The organism is Mycobacterium sp. 852013-50091_SCH5140682, assembly GCF_001665685.1.
In the GTDB taxonomy this organism is placed as follows: domain Bacteria; phylum Actinomycetota; class Actinomycetes; order Mycobacteriales; family Mycobacteriaceae; genus Mycobacterium.
In genome coordinates, this window is the sequence record NZ_LZTB01000130.1 from 1 (window position 1) to 15,864 (window position 15,864).

Annotated in this window: 13 protein-coding genes; 9 read left to right on the forward strand and 4 right to left on the reverse strand. The window is 67.9% G+C overall.

Going from position 1 to position 15,864, the window contains the following annotated elements:
• The first annotated feature begins 313 nt into the window (after positions 1–313).
• From A5784_RS34605 to hflX, 4 genes are read left to right on the forward strand one after another with little or no spacing between them, the layout of a single operon-like run.
• Positions 314–1,000 (forward strand): class III extradiol ring-cleavage dioxygenase family protein, encoded by a 687-nt coding sequence (locus A5784_RS34605; protein WP_064949543.1) that lies wholly within the window; start codon positions 314–316, stop codon positions 998–1,000.
• Positions 997–1,902: a tRNA (adenosine(37)-N6)-dimethylallyltransferase MiaA gene (gene miaA, locus A5784_RS34610; RefSeq protein WP_064949544.1), complete on the forward strand. Its 906-nt coding sequence runs from the start codon at positions 997–999 to the stop codon at positions 1,900–1,902. The genes A5784_RS34605 and miaA overlap by 4 nt, the downstream gene beginning before the upstream one ends.
• Positions 1,903–1,921: 19 nt before the next feature.
• Entirely contained in the window at positions 1,922–2,788 is an 867-nt protein-coding gene (gene dapF, locus A5784_RS34615) for a diaminopimelate epimerase (RefSeq protein WP_064949545.1), read from the forward strand.
• A gap of 45 nt (positions 2,789–2,833) precedes the next feature.
• Positions 2,834–4,234 (forward strand): GTPase HflX, encoded by a 1,401-nt coding sequence (hflX, locus tag A5784_RS34620; RefSeq protein WP_064949387.1) that lies wholly within the window; start codon positions 2,834–2,836, stop codon positions 4,232–4,234.
• Positions 4,235–4,246: 12 nt separating this feature from the next.
• On the opposite strand, the gene A5784_RS34625 is transcribed toward hflX, so the two are convergent.
• The gene (locus A5784_RS34625; protein WP_064949388.1) at positions 4,247–5,728 is read right to left on the reverse strand and encodes a PE-PPE domain-containing protein; all 1,482 of its coding nucleotides are present in this window, start codon (positions 5,726–5,728) and stop codon (positions 4,247–4,249) included.
• 106 nt (positions 5,729–5,834) lie between these two features.
• A complete protein-coding gene (locus A5784_RS34630) occupies positions 5,835–8,129 on the reverse strand; it encodes a molybdopterin guanine dinucleotide-containing S/N-oxide reductase (protein WP_064949389.1) in 2,295 nt (764 codons plus the stop codon).
• A 102-nt stretch (positions 8,130–8,231) separates the two neighbouring features.
• Between A5784_RS34630 and A5784_RS34635 the strand changes: the two genes are divergently transcribed.
• Positions 8,232–9,392, forward strand: a complete 1,161-nt coding sequence (locus A5784_RS34635; RefSeq protein ID WP_064949390.1) for an acyl-CoA dehydrogenase family protein — start codon at positions 8,232–8,234, stop codon at positions 9,390–9,392.
• A 168-nt stretch (positions 9,393–9,560) separates the two neighbouring features.
• Positions 9,561–11,810: an LGFP repeat-containing protein gene (locus A5784_RS34640; protein WP_064949391.1), complete on the forward strand. Its 2,250-nt coding sequence runs from the start codon at positions 9,561–9,563 to the stop codon at positions 11,808–11,810.
• A gap of 19 nt (positions 11,811–11,829) precedes the next feature.
• Here A5784_RS34640 and lexA read toward each other — a convergent pair whose 3' ends face one another.
• A complete protein-coding gene (gene lexA, locus A5784_RS34645) occupies positions 11,830–12,537 on the reverse strand; it encodes a transcriptional repressor LexA (protein ID WP_064949546.1) in 708 nt (235 codons plus the stop codon).
• 296 nt (positions 12,538–12,833) lie between these two features.
• On the opposite strand from lexA, the gene A5784_RS34650 reads away from it, so the two are divergent.
• Positions 12,834–13,316 carry a LysM peptidoglycan-binding domain-containing protein gene (locus A5784_RS34650; protein ID WP_232006366.1) on the forward strand — a complete coding sequence of 161 codons (483 nt, stop codon included), beginning with the start codon at positions 12,834–12,836 and terminating at the stop codon, positions 13,314–13,316.
• A 160-nt stretch (positions 13,317–13,476) separates the two neighbouring features.
• Positions 13,477–13,929, forward strand: a complete 453-nt coding sequence (gene nrdR / locus A5784_RS34655) for a transcriptional regulator NrdR (RefSeq protein WP_064949548.1) — start codon at positions 13,477–13,479, stop codon at positions 13,927–13,929.
• 6 nt (positions 13,930–13,935) lie between these two features.
• Here nrdR and A5784_RS34660 read toward each other — a convergent pair whose 3' ends face one another.
• Positions 13,936–14,622, reverse strand: a complete 687-nt coding sequence (locus tag A5784_RS34660) for a PhzF family phenazine biosynthesis protein (RefSeq protein ID WP_064949392.1) — start codon at positions 14,620–14,622, stop codon at positions 13,936–13,938.
• Positions 14,623–15,085: 463 nt separating this feature from the next.
• Between A5784_RS34660 and A5784_RS34665 the strand changes: the two genes are divergently transcribed.
• On the forward strand, positions 15,086–15,697 hold the full coding sequence (locus A5784_RS34665; RefSeq protein ID WP_197514979.1) for a LuxR C-terminal-related transcriptional regulator: 612 nt from the start codon (positions 15,086–15,088) through the stop codon (positions 15,695–15,697).
• Positions 15,698–15,864 lie beyond the last annotated feature (167 nt).

Genomic DNA, 15,864 nt, shown 5'->3' on the forward strand with positions numbered 1-15,864 from the left:
ATGCGATCGTCGGCAGCGTCAGATGTGTATAAGAGACAGGGCTGGGTTTGGGGGTGTGCTCGCCAGGCTGGCTGGTTGTCATATCGGCTCCTCGTACTTCCCCGCGGTCTACCCGCGCATCTGCCGCGCGACGCGGCGCCCGATAGCTGTCAGTTTCGAACGCTATTCAAGCAGGTCGGCTTGTGTCCTGCCCATGCCTTTCGGGTCAATGGGCTGACAAACTCGGCGCCGACACCTGTGGACACCGGGTGACTAGGACCGATGGTCCGCCCTCCGGGCGGGTGCAGTGGGGACCGCGCACTAGTTTGGTGTGGTGCTGAGCGCCATCGCGATCGTTCCGTCGGCACCCGTCCTGGTGCCCGAGCTCATGGGTGCGGCCGCCGCCGAACTGACCGACCTGCGTGCCGCCGTCGTGGCCGCGGCGCAGGCGCTGCCCGCCCGTTGGGTGGTCATCGGCGTCGGCGACGCCGACACCGTCGTCGGCCCTGAGGCAGCCGGGACGTTCGCCGGATACGGCGTCGGTGTGGCGGTCGCGCTGGGCCCCGGCGGCCCGCACACACCCACCGACCTGCCGCTCAGCGCGCTCGTGGCGGGCTGGATCAGGGGAGAGGTCAACCCCGGTGCCGCCGCCGAGGTGCGGGTGTACGCCGACTCCCATTCGGCTGACGCCGCGCAGGCCCGCGGGAGACGGCTGCGTGCCCTGATCGACGACGCAGCAGATCCGGTCGGGGTGCTGGTCGTCGCCGACGGCGCGCACACCCTCACCGCGGGCGCTCCCGGCGGCTACGACCCGGAATCAGGCGCGATCCAGTCGGCCCTCGACGATGCGCTGGCCGCAGGCGATGCCGCCGCGCTGCTCAAGCTGTCCGATGCGATCGTGGGCCGGGTCGCCTATCAGGTGCTGGCCGGGCTCACCGAGCCCGCACCCGCGCAGGCGCGTGAGCTCTACCGCGGCGCGCCCTACGGCGTCGGGTACTTCGCCGGGGTGTGGCACCCGTGAGGCCGATCGCGGTCATCGGGCCGACCGGAACCGGTAAGTCCGCATTGGCGCTGGCCCTGGCCGAACGGATCGGCGGCGAAATAGTGAATGCCGACGCCATGCAGCTCTATCGCGGCATGGACATCGGCACCGCCAAACTGACCGTCGCCGAACGCCGCGGCATCCCGCATCACCAGCTCGACGTGCTCGACGTGACCGAGACCGCCACCGTGGCCCGGTACCAACAGGCGGCGGCGGCTGACGTCGAAGCCATCGCGGCGCGCGGCGCGGTGCCCGTCATCGTGGGCGGCTCGATGCTCTACATCCAGTCGCTGCTGGACGAGTGGGCGTTTCCGGCCACCGACGCGGCGGTGCGGGCGCGGTGGGAGCAGCGGCTGGCCGAGATCGGGGTGGCGGCCCTGCACGCCGAGCTGACCGATGTCGATCCCGCGGCAGGCGCGTCGATCCTGCCCACCGATGGCAGACGGATCGTGCGGGCGCTGGAGGTGGTTGAGCTGACCGGGCAGCCGTTCGCGGCGTCCGCACCGCGCATCGGGACACCCCGCTGGGACACTGCCATCATCGGATTGGACTGGGACACCGAGGTTCTCGACGAGCGGCTGGCGCAGCGTACCGAGAAGATGTTCGCCGACGGTCTGGTCGAGGAAGTGCGCGCGCTGCGCGAGCAGGGTTTGCGCGACGGCGTGACGGCCGCACGAGCGCTCGGCTACGCCCAGGTGCTGGCCGACCTCGACGCCGGCGGCGACGGCTCGGCCGCCCAAGAGCCGACGTTCATCGGCACTCGCCGCTACGTGCGTCGGCAGCGGTCCTGGTTCCGCAGGGATCACCGGGTGGCGTGGCTGGACGGAGCCTCCGACGGGACGGTCGACGACGCAGAGCGGATCTGGCGACACGTATCCTGATCAGGTGATCTTCGGCGGCGTGAGTTTTGTGAAGGGCCACGGCACCCAGAACGATTTCGTGGTGCTGCCCGACCTCGATGCGCGCCTGTCGCTGCAGCCCGATGCAGTGGCCGCGCTGTGCGACCGCCGCCGCGGCCTGGGTGCCGACGGCGTCCTGCGGGTGACCACGGCGGGCGCCGCCCTGGCGGCCGGGGTGTTCGACCGGTTGCCCGACGGCGTCGCGGCCGGTGACTGGTACATGGACTACCGCAATGCCGACGGGTCCATCGCGCAGATGTGCGGCAACGGGGTCCGCGTGTTCGCGCACTACCTGAAGGCCTCGGGCTTGGAGACGGCCGACGAGTTCGTGGTGGGCTCGCTGGCGGGGCCGCGTCCGGTGGTGCTGCACCACGCCGACGCCGACACCGCCGAGGTCACCGTCGAGATGGGCAAGGCCAACCGGTTCGGCACCGGCTCGGCCGTGGTCGGCGGCCGTAGCTTCTCCGGCCTGGCCGTCGACGTCGGCAATCCGCATCTGGCCTGTGTGGGAATCGACCGGGCCGAGCTGGCCGACCTCGACGTGGGTGCGCCGGTGTCGTTCGACTCCGCGCTGTTCCCCGACGGTGTCAACGTCGAGATCTTGACCGCACCGGTCGACGGCGCGGTGAGCATGCGGGTGCACGAACGTGGTGTCGGCGAGACCCGCTCATGCGGCACCGGGACCGTCGCCGCAACGGTAGCCGCCCTGGCGCACCAAGGTGCCGACACCGGGACGCTGCAGGTGCGGATACCCGGCGGGCAGGTGTCGGTGACCGTCACCGAATCCACCAGCTACCTGCGCGGTCCGTCGGTGCTGGTGGCGCGCGGTGAACTGTCCGAGGTCTGGTGGAACACTGCGCACGCCTAATTGGGATGCGCGCCTGGTGGGCGGCGTGACAATCTGGAAGTACATATGACGTACCCACATACACCCAGCACCGGCGAACTCGCCCTCCAGGATCGCGCCTCACTGCGCCGCGTCGCCGGGCTATCCACAGAACTGACCGACGTCTCCGAGGTCGAATACCGCCAGCTACGGCTGGAAAGAGTCGTGCTCGTCGGCGTCTGGACCGACGGCACCTCGGCCGACGCCGACGCCAGCCTTGCCGAGCTGGCGGCCCTGGCCGAGACCGCGGGTTCAGAGGTCCTCGAAGGCCTCATCCAGCGCCGCGACAAGCCTGACCCGTCCACCTACATCGGCTCCGGCAAGGCCGCCGAGTTGCGCGAGGTCGTCGTCGCCACCGGGGCCGACACCGTGATCTGCGACGGCGAGCTTTCCCCGGCGCAGCTGAACTCCCTGGAAAAAGTGGTCAAGGTCAAGGTCATCGACCGCACCGCGCTGATCCTCGACATCTTCGCCCAGCACGCGACCAGCCGCGAGGGTAAGGCGCAGGTGTCGCTGGCGCAGATGGAGTACATGCTCCCGCGGCTGCGCGGCTGGGGCGAGTCGATGTCCAGGCAGGCCGGCGGTCGAGCCGGCGGCGCAGGCGGCGGTGTCGGAACCCGTGGTCCGGGCGAGACCAAGATCGAGACCGATCGCAGGCGGATCCGCGAGCGCATGTCCAAGCTGCGTCGCGAGATCCGCGACATGAAGAAGGTCCGTGACACCCAGCGCAGCCGCAGGCTGACCTCCGATGTCGCGTCGGTCGCGATCGTCGGCTACACCAACGCCGGTAAGTCGAGCCTGCTCAACGCCCTGACCGGGGCCGGGGTGCTGGTGGAGAACGCGTTGTTCGCGACCCTCGAACCGACTTCGCGCCGTGGGGAATTCGACGATGGGCGGCCGTTCGTGCTGACCGACACCGTCGGGTTCGTACGGCACCTGCCCACGCAGTTGGTGGAGGCGTTCCGGTCGACCCTCGAAGAGGTCGTGGACGCCGACCTGCTCGTGCACGTCGTCGACGGCTCCGACGCCAACCCCCTTGCGCAGATCAGTGCTGTGCGTCAGGTAATCGGCGAGGTGATCGCCGAGCATGACGGGCGCCGGGCACCGGAACTGTTGGTGGTCAACAAGATCGACGCCACCGAAGGCCTGGCTCTCGCGCAGCTGCGGCGGGCGCTGCCCGACGCGGTGTTCGTCTCGGCGCATTCCGGTGACGGGCTGGACCGGCTGCGGCAGCGGATGGGGGAGTTGGTCGAACCGACCGACACCATGGTCGACGTGACCATCCCGTACGAGCGTGGCGATCTGGTGGCCAAACTGCACGCCGAGGGCCGCATCGACGCCACCGAACACGGCGCCGACGGCACGAGAATCAAAGCGCGCGTACCGATCCCGTTGGCGGCGAGCCTCGGCGAGTTCGCCACCTTCTGACCGCGAGAGGTATCAGGCCGCGGGTTTCGAGGCATCGGCGCCCGCGCTGCTCTTGTCGGTGGCCTTCGCGGTGTCCTGCCCGAGGGCCTTGCGCACCGTGCTGCCGAGCGACTTCGCCAGATCGCGGACCGGATGTCCGTTGATCCCCAACGTCTTTCGCAGCGACGGGCGGTCGGTTTGGCTCGCTGAGGCCGCCTTGACCACACTGCTCAGCCGCGGCGATCCCTTGGTGACAGCGGTGACTTTCTGGACATCCGGGGTGTCGGTGGACGTCACCGTGGCAGGTGTCGGGTCAGTCGTGACCGTCGCGGTGGTGGTGCTCTGGGTCGGGTCGGTCCAGCCGGGCAGCGGGGCGAGTCCCGGTTGGCTTGCGGCGGTGATCCCTTCGGGAATGTCATTGACGAGATCGGTCGCCAACGTGACGAGGTTGACCCGCGGAATCAGTTGGAACGGGGTGGGAGTGCCGTAATTGGTTCTGTCGTAACCGGTTTCGATGAGGGTCTGCACGGTCGGCGAGATCAGGTTGACGACAGGCACCACGAGCGCCGACGTGCCCGTCGCCGCGCCGAGGTCGAGCGCGGGCTGCATGATCGGGAGGTACTTGGCCGGCAGGGTGATGTAGTAGGTGTCGCCCTGCTTCTGGCAGTGCGTCGCCGCGCTGCAGTCCGTCTTGGCGTTGTCCACGGCGGCCTGCACCTGCTCGGGTGTGTAGCCGTAGGGCGTGGCCGATGCCGGGTCGGTGCCGTCGGGGGCCAGATAGGTGCCGTGGACGTACTCGAACCCGGCGACGGCATTGGCCATGGCCAGCGGGTTGAGCACCCAGGACGGCGCATCCGAGACACCGTCGTACTGCAGCGCGATGTCGTAGGTGGTGATGCCGGTGTCGGTCGGTGTCGGTTGACCGAACGTCGCGTCGAGGACCGGCACGGTGCCCAGGATCGCGAGCCGTTCGAACAGTCCGCCGTTCGGCCGGTTCGGGTTGCCGATCAGCACGAATGTCAGGTCGTTCTTCTGGTCGGCGGGCAGATCGGCGAGCTGGCCCTTGACGATGCTGGCAACGGTCGCGCCCTGCGAGTAGCCGAAGACTATGACCGGATGATCGGCGGTGGGATTGTTGGGCCCGACGAGTTGGCTGGTCAGACTCGTCACCCCGCTGGCTACCGAAACATTCCATTTCGCCCCCTGTAGCCCGCCCCACCCGGCGAACGGGAACGGCCAGAACTGGGCGATGTAGGGCACCGGCACCGGTGCGGCGCAACCGTCGGTACCGCAGGTGCCGCCCGGCTCGACGTAGTAGCTGACGGCATTGGCCATGTAGTTGTTGGAATCCGCCGGGTTCGGTGTTCCCGTGCCCGGCACGACCAACGGCGTCACCGCCGCATTCAGCGCGACCTCGGCCGCCAGCGTCGTCGTCACCCCGATGACCGCGGATCCGGACATCGCCACGCCGGCCACCAGCATGGTGCGGACCATCGAGCGGGCTGAGATTCGCATGCGGCCTCCTCCTTCCGCTGACGCCGACGTCAGCGCTCAGGGGATCTTTGCATCGTCACGCATCGGTCACATGCAAATCGAGCGAACTACCGGGCCGTGTCAAACCTCAGTCCGAAGAGGTGCGGATCACCGGGGGCTCATGGGCCCGCAACGGGGGCAGCGGCCCGTGAAACTTCTCCACCTCGACCAATGCATGAGCCCCGGTGCAACCTTGGGCCAGCGACGAGGTCCCGACATCGTCGGTCAGCACATTCGGATTACCGTGCACGCACATCGAATCCGGGTCGGCAGGGTCGGCAGGGTCGAACCAGGCGCCGGTCGGCAGCTGCACCACATCTCGTCGCAGCCGGTCGTCGACGACAAGGCCGGCAAGGCAGGCGCCGCGGTCGTTGAACACCCGCACGATGTCGCCGTCGACCAGCCCGCGGCGCGCAGCGTCGAGCGGGTGCATCCGGATCGGTTCGCGCCCTTGGATTTTCGACGCCTGGCTGGCGGCACCGCCGTCCAGCTGGCTGTGCAGCCGGGTCGCCGGTTGGTTGGCCAGCAGGTGCAGCGGATAGCGGCGCGCGCGTGCACCGCCGAGCCATTCGGCCGGTTCGTACCACGCCGGATGGCCGACGCAGTCGGAGTAACCGAAGCCGTCGATGTCCTCGGAGAAGATCTCGATGCGGCCGCTCGGGGTGGCGAGGCGGTGGGCCTGGGGATCGGCGCGGTAGTCGCCCAGCAGCGTCAGGCCCGGTTCGGTCGGCAACCGCAGCTGGCCGGCCGCCCAGAACTCGTCGAACGTGGGCACCTCGAAATCCAGTCCGGCAGACCACTTCTCGTACATGTGCACGAGCCACTGACGGGCTGTGCGGCCCTCGGTGAACCGCTCGCCGAAGCCCAGCGCGGTGGCCAGCGCGGCGAAGGTCGTGTAGTCGTCGCGGGACTGCGCGTAGGGCTCGACGAGCTGCGGCATGGCCACCAGCAGCGGATCGTTGCGGGAACCGGAGTAGTCCTCGCGTTCGTAGGCCGTGGTCGACGGCACGACGATGTCGGCATGCTTGGCCATGGCGGTCCAGTACGGGTCGTGCACCACCACGGTGTCGACCTGAGCCAGCGCGCGGCGCAGCCGGGGGATGTTCTGGTGATGGTGAAACGGGTTACCGCCGGCCCAATACACACATTTGATGTCCGGATACCTCAGCCGCTGACCGTTGTAGTCGAACTGCTCGCCGGGATGCAGCAGCATGTCGCTGACGGCGGCCACCGGGATGAAGGTCTGCACCGGGTTGGGGCCCTGCGGAAGCACAGGCAACCGGCAGCGCAGCGGCGGCAGCCCGGGTTCGTTCATCGACCCGTAGCCGTGGCCGAATCCGCCTCCGGGCAGCCCGATCTGGCCCAGCATCGCGGCCAGCGTCAGGCCCATCCACGGAGCCTGTTCGCCGTGGCGGATCCGTTGCAGGGACCAGCTGACGGTGACCATCGTGCGCCCGGCGGCCATGCGCCGGGCCAGCGCCGTCAGTTCGTCGGCGGCGATCCCGCTGATCTGAGCCGCCCACTGCGGCGACTTGGCGATACCGTCGTCGCGACCGAGCAGATACCGCTCGAACCGCTCGTAGCCGGTGCAGTAGGCGTTCAGGAATGCGCGGTCCGCCAATCCCTCGGTGGCCAGCACGAAGGCGAGCCCGAGCATGACGGCCACGTCGGTGCCGGGGACGGGTGCGTGCCATTCGCATGCGCCGTCGACGTCGTCGCGCAGTGGGCTGAACGACACGATGCGCCCGCCCCGGTCCCGCAGCCGGCACAGTGCATCGCGGGCTGGATGTGCGGTGGTACCACCGTGGTTGATGGCGGTGTTCTTCAACGCGAGGCCGCCGAAGCTGACCAGCAGATCCGTGTGCGCGACGATGACGTCCCAATCGGTGGACCGCTTGAACAGGTCATCGTGGGTGCCGACGACGCGCGGCATGATCACTGCGGTGGCGCCCAGGCTGTATGAGTTCCGCGAGGAGGTGTAGCCGCCGAGCATCTTGAGGAAGCGGTGCACCTGGCTCTGGGCATGGTGGAACCGTCCGGCGCTGGCCCACCCGTAAGAGCCGGCGTAGACGGCCTCATTTCCGTGGGTGTCGACCACCCGGCGCAGTTCGGCGGCCAGCAGTTCGGTCAGTTCATCCCAGGACACTGCGACGAACTCGTCGGCGCCGCGCCCGCGGCTGGGGCCGGGCCCGTCGCGGAGCCAGCCGCGCCGCACCGCGGGGCCGGTGATGCGTGAGCGGTGCCGGACGGCGCCGGGCAGGTTGTCCAGCAAGGGGGACGGGTCGGTGTCGCCGGTCAGCGGTGTGACTGCCGTGATGTCTCCGGCGTCGACTCGGGCGGTGAACGCACCCCAGTGCGTGAGGCTGGTCGGGGACGCCGGCACGACGGCCAGTCTACGGCGTAGCGCAGACACCTCGGATGTGCCCAACCATCCGGTTGGTATAAGTTGGCGCCAAGTCGAAAACCCAGTACCGGAGGTCACACCATGGGCGGTGTTGTGAAGTACGAGCGCACCTTGTTCGAACCTGAGCACGAACTCTTCCGCGAGTCCTACCGGGCGTTTCTGGAACGGCACGTCGCGCCGTACCACGACCAGTGGGAGAAGGACAAGATCGTCGACCGCGGCGTCTGGCTGGAGGCCGGTAAGCAGGGGTTTCTCGGCATGGCCGTGCCCGAGGAGTACGGCGGTGGCGGCAACGGGGACTTCCGCTACAACACGATCATCACCGAAGAGACGGTCGCGGGGCGCTACAGCGGCATCGGTTTCGGGCTGCACAACGACGTGGTTGCGCCGTACCTGCTGCGGCTGGCCAACGAGGAGCAGAAGCAGCGTTGGCTGCCGAAGTTCTGCACCGGAGAAATCATCACCGCGATCGCAATGACCGAACCGGGCACCGGTAGTGACCTTCAGGGCATCAAGACGCGCGCGGTGCGCGAGGGCGACCACTACATCCTCAACGGTTCGAAGACCTTCATCACCAACGGCATCCACTCCGACCTCGTGATCGTCGTGGCCCAGACCGACCCCGAGAGGGGCGCGCTGGGCTTCTCGCTGCTGGTCGTCGAGCGCGGCATGGAGGGTTTCGAACGCGGCCGCCATCTCGACAAGATCGGCCTGGAGGCCCAGGACACCGCCGAGCTGTCGTTCACCGACGTCAAGGTCCCCGTCGAGAACCTGCTCGGTGAAGAGGGACAGGGCTTCGTCTACCTGATGCAGAACCTGCCGCAGGAGCGCATCTCGATCGCCATCATGGCTGCCGCGGCCATGGAGACGGTGCTCGAGCAGACGCTGCAGTACGCCAAGGAACGCAAGGCGTTCGGCAGGCCGATCGGCAGTTTCCAGAACAGCCGTTTCCTGCTGGCAGAACTGGCCACCGAGGCCACCGTGGTGCGCATGATGGTCGACGAATTCGTGCGGCTGCACCTGGACGAGAAGCTGTCGGTCGAACAGGCCGCGATGGCCAAGTGGTACTCGACCGAGAAGCAGGTCAATCTCATCGACCGGTGTCTTCAGCTGCACGGCGGCTACGGATATATGCGTGAATACCCGATCGCGCGGGCCTACCTCGACGCCCGGGTGCAGACCATCTACGGCGGCACCACCGAGATCATGAAGGAGATCATCGGCCGTAGTCTGGGGGTCTGACCCGGCCAGGACGATCCTAAAACGCCGGTGCACAGCCCGCTGGACGATTGAATTGCAGGGTTTTTTGCCTTGTGATCGGCGATGTTCCTTGGTTATCGCCGCCGACTAAAGCAGAGTTGTCGGGCGGGATACATTCTTCGGAACTTTGCCGAACAGCGGGGAGGATGCATGACGAGGCCGGGAACAAGGCTGAACGGGACCGTTCGGCGGGTGACGGCCGGTCTGTTTGCAGTGGCCGTCGCCGGCCTGTTTGCACCGGTGGCCGCCGCGAGCCCCGAATCTGATGCCGGTGGCGCCATCTCCGCGGCCTGGGATGCCAGCGGCGGGGACGGCGGACCGCTCGGCGCGCACAACGGTGACGTCTACGCCACCGGCTCTGGGTTCGGGCAGAACTTCGCCTCCGGAAAGATCTTCTTCACCCCCGCGACGGGTGCGCACTACGTGACGGGCGCCATCCTGGAGAAATACGAGGCGCTCGGCGGTCCGGCCGAAAGCGATCTCGGCTTCCCGACCATCGACGAAGGCGCCGGACGCGCGCCCGACAGCCGCAATTCGACATTCAGCGCATCCGACAAACCGGTGATCTTCTGGACCCCGGCGACCGGGGCGCACGTGGTTCGCGGCGCGATCAACGCGGGATGGGACAAGCTGGGTGGATCCGCCGGGGTGCTGGGCGTCCCATCGGAGGATGAGGCCTACCGCGGCGACGTCGTCTCGCAGAAGTTCACCGGCGGCGAGCTGTCCTGGAATCCCAAGACCAAGGAGTTCACCACCGATCCACCTGACCTGGCCGGCCAACTCAGCGGCCTGACGGTTGCCGACGACCCGACCACCGCCATCAGCGCTGCCCACCGTGCCGCCGGTGGCGATATGGGGCCGCTGGGCGCCAAGGACGGCGATCAGTACCCGATCGGTGCTGACGGTGTCGGGCAGAAGTACGCGCACGGCGCGATCTTCTACACGCCCGCCACCGGAGCCGCCGCGATCAGCGGCCAGTTGCTGGAGAAGTACCAGAGTGTCGGCGGCCCCGAGGGCGACCTCGGCTTTCCGACCAGCAGCGAGGCCGACGGCGGGTTCGCGCAGAACAGCCGGACCGTGAGCTTCGCGGCCTCCGACAAGCCCGTCATCTTCTTGACGCCGGACTACGGCGCGGTGATCGTGCGTGGCGCCATGAACGCGGCATGGCAGAAGCTCGGCGGCGCACACGGTGACTTGGGCGCGCCGATGTCGGACCAGGCCGAGAACGGCAGCGTGATCACGCAGAAGTTCAGTGGGGGCGCGATCTCCTGGGACCGCTCGGACAACACCTTTACCACCGAGCCGCCCAAGCTCGCGTCATCGCTGGCCGGCCTCGAGATCCCAGGGCTGGACGCCGGTCAGCCGCACAGCACCCCCCAGGCGTCACCGTCTGAGCCGAGCAAGCCGTTCGCCTGGCACTGGAACTGGTGGTGGTTGCTCGCGGTGGTCCCGGTCGTGCTGCTGGCCGGGCTGATCGTCGGCGCCGCCCTGTGGCACCGACGTCGGGGGCGGGCCGACGACGACTTCGACCACGACGCATTCGAGGACGACGACCACTACGGCTCCGACTACGACGATGGCCACTACGACGAGGCCCACTACGACGACGCGCACGACGATGACGCGCCGCACGATGACGGCCATTACGACGAGCCCGGATATCAGCAGGGCCGCTACGAGGCTCACGACTACGACGAGGCCCGCGCGCCGACGCAGCACGCCGACGATTCGAACCCGTTCGAACCGGCCGCATACGCGGCTGCCGAGGCGGGGACCGCGCGGTTCGCAGGTGCCTACGAGTCCGCTTCGCCGGCACCGTCCTATACCCCTGCGGCCTCGACGGCTGCCTCGCCGTACGACGATCCGACGGACATCGCGATGCCCGTGAGTCAGTGGGCTCCCCACGGGGGCGTCGACCCCATCGGCGACGTCGATGACGACGAGCCACCGGAAGAGGCGGTCGAGCTGCTCAGCGGCCACGACGATGACGAGGACGACCTCGACGAGCAGGACGACACCGACACCGATGCCACCGCCGACGGTGCGCAGGAGTCGCGTGAGCACGCCGCAGCGCCGCTGGATCCCGACTTCGACACCGACAACGTCGATACCGCGCCGACGCCCATCCCGACGCTGATGCCGCGGACCGATCCTGACGCCGAGACCCACAGTGGGCGGCATGCGGCGATCGAACTGGACGAGCCGGTGCCCAGCACGACGGCACTGCACCTGCCGCTGGACGATCCACAGCGGGCACCGCAGGGTTACCCGATCAAGGCGGACACCAAGTCGGGCATGTACTGGTCGCCCGATAGTCGTCAGTACGACGACGCGGTTGCCGAAATCTGGTTCGCCAGCGAAGAGTTCGCCCGGACGAACGGATTCGTCCGGGCCGACTGAGAAGCGCCTCGGCCGCGCTCTAGATCTTGCGGATGACGGTGACGACCTTGCCGAGCACGGCGGCGTCGTTGCCCGGGATCGGGTCGTAGGCGGGATTGTGCGGCATGAGCCACACCTGGCCGCGGGTCCGCTTGAACGTCTTGACCGTCGCTTCGCCATCGATCATCGCGGCCACGATGTCGCCGTTGTCGGCGACGTTCTGCTGCCGCACGACCACCCAGTCGCCGTCGCAGATCGCGGCATCGACCATGGAGTCGCCGACCACCTTGAGCAAGAACAGCGAACCTTCGCCCACGAGTTCCCTGGGCAGCGGGAAGACGTCCTCGACCGCTTGCTCGGCCAGGATCGGGCCGCCCGCGGCGATACGACCGAGCACGGGGACGAAAGTGGGCTCGGGCAGCGCATCGGAGCCGGCCACGTCGGTGCTCACCAGCGGCGTCACCACAGGATCGTCGGCCGCCCGGACGTCCACCGCCCGCGGCCGGTTGGGGTCACGGCGTAGGTAGCCCTTGCGCTCGAGCGTGCGCAATTGATGTGCGACCGAGGATGTCGAGGTCAAGCCGACCGCGTCGCCGATCTCGCGGATGCTCGGGGGATAGCCGCGACTGGTGACCGATGCCCGGATCACCTCGAGGATGGTCCGCTGCCGTTCGGTGAGGCTGCTGTCTGGACTGCGGAGCCGGCCGGCGCCGGTGCCGTCGGGGTCAGCCGAGCTGTCGCCGCGCACGTGAGGAGCAGATTTGTCGCCGCGCACGTGAGGAGCAGGATGGTCGGTGCTCTCGTCGCTCATGGCGCCGAATCTAGTCGCTGAACGCCCATTGATCAAACATGTGTTCGAGGTGTGTCGGGTCTGGCTGCGCCGCGGCCGGGGTCGAGATCTCGGGGGCGGTTCGCGTCGACCGAACTTGTCGGTACCCCGGTCTATCGTTTGGCAACAGTTCGATCACACGTTCTATCGTTCGAACACCTGATCGATTATATTCGAACACAGAAGCGAATCGCCCGGACCCGAAAGGCAGTCAGATGGCCATCCTCCACATCCCCGCCGAGAGCCGCGCAGCTGTGTTGGCGAGCCGGCCTGCTCCGCTGCCTCAGCGTGACGCCCGCCCTGTGCGTCGGCCTCGCTCGGTGTATCGGCCTGCGCCGATGCGTCCGGCGGGGGCCCCACTGCGGTACCGCGGCACGGGCGTGCTCATGTCGCGGGCATCGCACCGCCGCAAGCCGATCACGCCGGTTACCACAGTCCTGTTGGCGCTGGTCGCCGCGGGGATCACGGTGTGGCTGGGCCTGGTGGCGCAGTTGGGTGGTGTGGTCGGGACCGCGGCGCCGACACCCGACGAGTTGGCCGTCGTGCAGGTACGCAGCGGCGAATCGCTGCAGCAGGTGGCCCGGCGGGTGGCTCCCGACGCCCCGGTCGCCGAGGTTGTGCAGCAGATCCGCGACCTGAACCAGCTCAAGTCGGTCGCTGTGGATGCGGGCCAGACGCTGATCGCACCGGTCGGCTGACCGTGCCATGAGCGGCGAAACGGCTTGGTGTGCAACGGCACCCGCCGAATGTCCGGCGACCTACGTGCCATTGGACCCGGCGTGGACCGTACCGCCGGCGGCGCAGGTAGGCTCAAGGGCGCTCGAACTTGTGGTCTGGCGGAATGACGAAGGAGCGGTGATGCACTGTCCCTTCTGCCGCCATCCCGATTCCAGGGTGGTCGATTCGCGAGAGACCGACGAGGGGCAGGCCATCCGGCGCCGGCGCTCGTGCCCCGAATGCGGCCGCCGATTCACTACGGTCGAGACCGCCGTGCTGGCTGTCGTCAAACGGAGTGGCGTCACGGAGCCGTTCAGTCGGGAGAAGGTCGTCCGCGGCGTGCGGCGCGCCTGTCAGGGCCGGCAGGTCGACGACGATGCGCTGAACCTGCTGGCACAGAAGGTCGAGGATGCAGTGCGCGGCCTGGGCACACCGGAGATCCCCAGTCATGAGGTGGGCCTGGCGATCCTCGGGCCGCTGCGCGAGCTCGACGAGGTCGCCTACCTGCGGTTCGCTTCGGTGTACCGGTCGTTCACGTCGGCCGACGACTTCGAGCGGGAGATCGAGGCGCTGCGTGCGCACCGGTCGGGCTGACCGCCCCTAGTCCAACTGGGTGCTGCCGTCGTTGGCGACGCGGCCCGCCACCCGAACCCAGCCCTCCGGGCTCCAGCGCGTCTGAATCACCGACCCCTTGCCCTGGATGATGGTCAGGTCGCGGCTGAGATAGTCGGTCATCCGCACGGCCGCGGCGCCGGTCGCCTCGTCCTCGGGGATGCCCAGGTGCGGCGCGAACATCCGTGACCGCAGGATGCCCTGATCCTCGTCGATCCACGTCCACAGGTAGGTCTCGACGTCGTCGGAGAAGTCGTCCGGTTGGGCGGCCATCAGTTCCTCGGTCGACGACAGATCGTGGATGACGAACTCCGGAGCCCATTCGGAGCGGGCGCTCACCGCAGCCACGTCGCCGTCGTACTCGACCTGAACAATGCCTGCCGGCACGTGCAGGGTCTTGACCGGCTTGCCGGTGTCGCGCAACCACCACGATGCGCCCACGGTCGGGTGACCGGCGAATGCCAGCTCGGATGCCGGCGTGTAGATCCGGGCCTGCGCCGACGTGCCGCCTGGCGGTGGTACATCGATGAAAATGGTTTCGCTGTAACCCAATTCGGTGGCGATGCGCTGCCGGTCGGCCGGGTCCACGGTGCTGTTGTCGACCACACCCAGCGGGTTGCCGAACTTGCCGTCGGAATCGGTGAACACACGCAAGACGGTGACGTCAATAGCCATAAACCGATGCTACGGGGCGATCCACACGCCGGCGGCTGCCCGATCTGGCGGGGCCACGATCTACTGGAGCCTCACGCGTTCAGCGGAATCGGACCCACGCGGCCCGATCCGGATGCCGGGCGATCTCGTCGCTATGATTACCGGTCCGGCGCATCCTGACGAAGTTTGCTGTCGGAATTGCCAGCGACCGCGTCGCGGCTCTATGACGGCGTGCACCACGGGGACACCCTGAATTCGTGCCGATCGGGCAACCGGCGGTGATTGCGCCAGACGGTGATATCAATCGAAAGTCGGTGGGTAAGACAGCACATCGAGGAATTGCGGCCGCCGCGGCTCCGGCGAAATTCGAGTATTGCACTACTCGCTCAATGTGCTGTCAATTACTCGATAATCACCTCAACTGGCTGCGACGCGAGGGGGATTGATGCTCGAACACCATCATTCTCATCACCCAGTCGATCGCTTGCATGTAGTCATCGTTTCCGACATCAGGCTGTATCGAGAGGGGCTGGCGCGCGTGCTGGCGCTGCTGCCGGACATCGAGTCGGTCGTCACGTGCGAGTCTGCGGCCGAATGCGTCGGCCTGATCGACCGCGTCGAATCCGACATCATCCTGCTGGACATGTCGGCGCTGGGCAGCGCGTCGTCGGCCCGGCTGTTCTGTCGGGAATGTCCGTCCGTGAAGGTCGTGGCCCTTGCCGTGCCCGAGACCGAGCACCATGTGCTGGCGTGCGTGGAGGCCGGCGTCATGGGCTATGTCGCGCGGGAGGGATCGATCGACGATCTGGTCTGCGCCATTCGGCACGCCGCGCGAGGCGAAGCGCTGTGTTCGCCCTCGATCACGGGGGGATTGATGCGTCGGGTGGCCATGCTCGCCCACGACAACAGCGTCACCAATCGGCTGACGCCCCGTGAACTCGAGATCGCCGAACACATCGCGCTCGGGACCACCAATCGCGGTATCGCGAGCAGTCTGGGAATTGAACTCTGCACGGTGAAAAACCATGTCCACAATATTCTCGACAAACTCGGAATCGAGCGTCGTGCCGATGTCGCGGCGTGCATAGGGCGGTAGGCCTGGCACACCCGTATTTCCGCCTCGGCCGTCAATTCTGTATTGCGCACTCGCGGTGGAGAACCGACCCCGCCCCATGCCCGAGCCGGCAGGCGCCGTGCCTGGCTGATCGATCGTCGAGGATCCGGTTTCGCCGAGGATCCGAACCGGGGTCCACGTGGATCCGG

Excerpts from the sequence above, each read along its gene's own strand:
- hflX (WP_064949387.1), top strand. The coding sequence starts at position 2,834 with ATGACGTACCCACATACACCCAGCACCGGCGAACTCGCCCTCCAGGAT.
- A5784_RS34625 (WP_064949388.1), bottom strand. The coding sequence starts at position 5,728 with ATGCGAATCTCAGCCCGCTCGATGGTCCGCACCATGCTGGTGGCCGGC.
- A5784_RS34635 (WP_064949390.1), top strand. The coding sequence starts at position 8,232 with ATGGGCGGTGTTGTGAAGTACGAGCGCACCTTGTTCGAACCTGAGCAC.
- A5784_RS34640 (WP_064949391.1), top strand. The coding sequence starts at position 9,561 with ATGACGAGGCCGGGAACAAGGCTGAACGGGACCGTTCGGCGGGTGACG.
- A5784_RS34650 (WP_232006366.1), top strand. The coding sequence starts at position 12,834 with ATGGCCATCCTCCACATCCCCGCCGAGAGCCGCGCAGCTGTGTTGGCG.
- nrdR (WP_064949548.1), top strand. The coding sequence starts at position 13,477 with ATGCACTGTCCCTTCTGCCGCCATCCCGATTCCAGGGTGGTCGATTCG.
- A5784_RS34660 (WP_064949392.1), bottom strand. The coding sequence starts at position 14,622 with ATGGCTATTGACGTCACCGTCTTGCGTGTGTTCACCGATTCCGACGGC.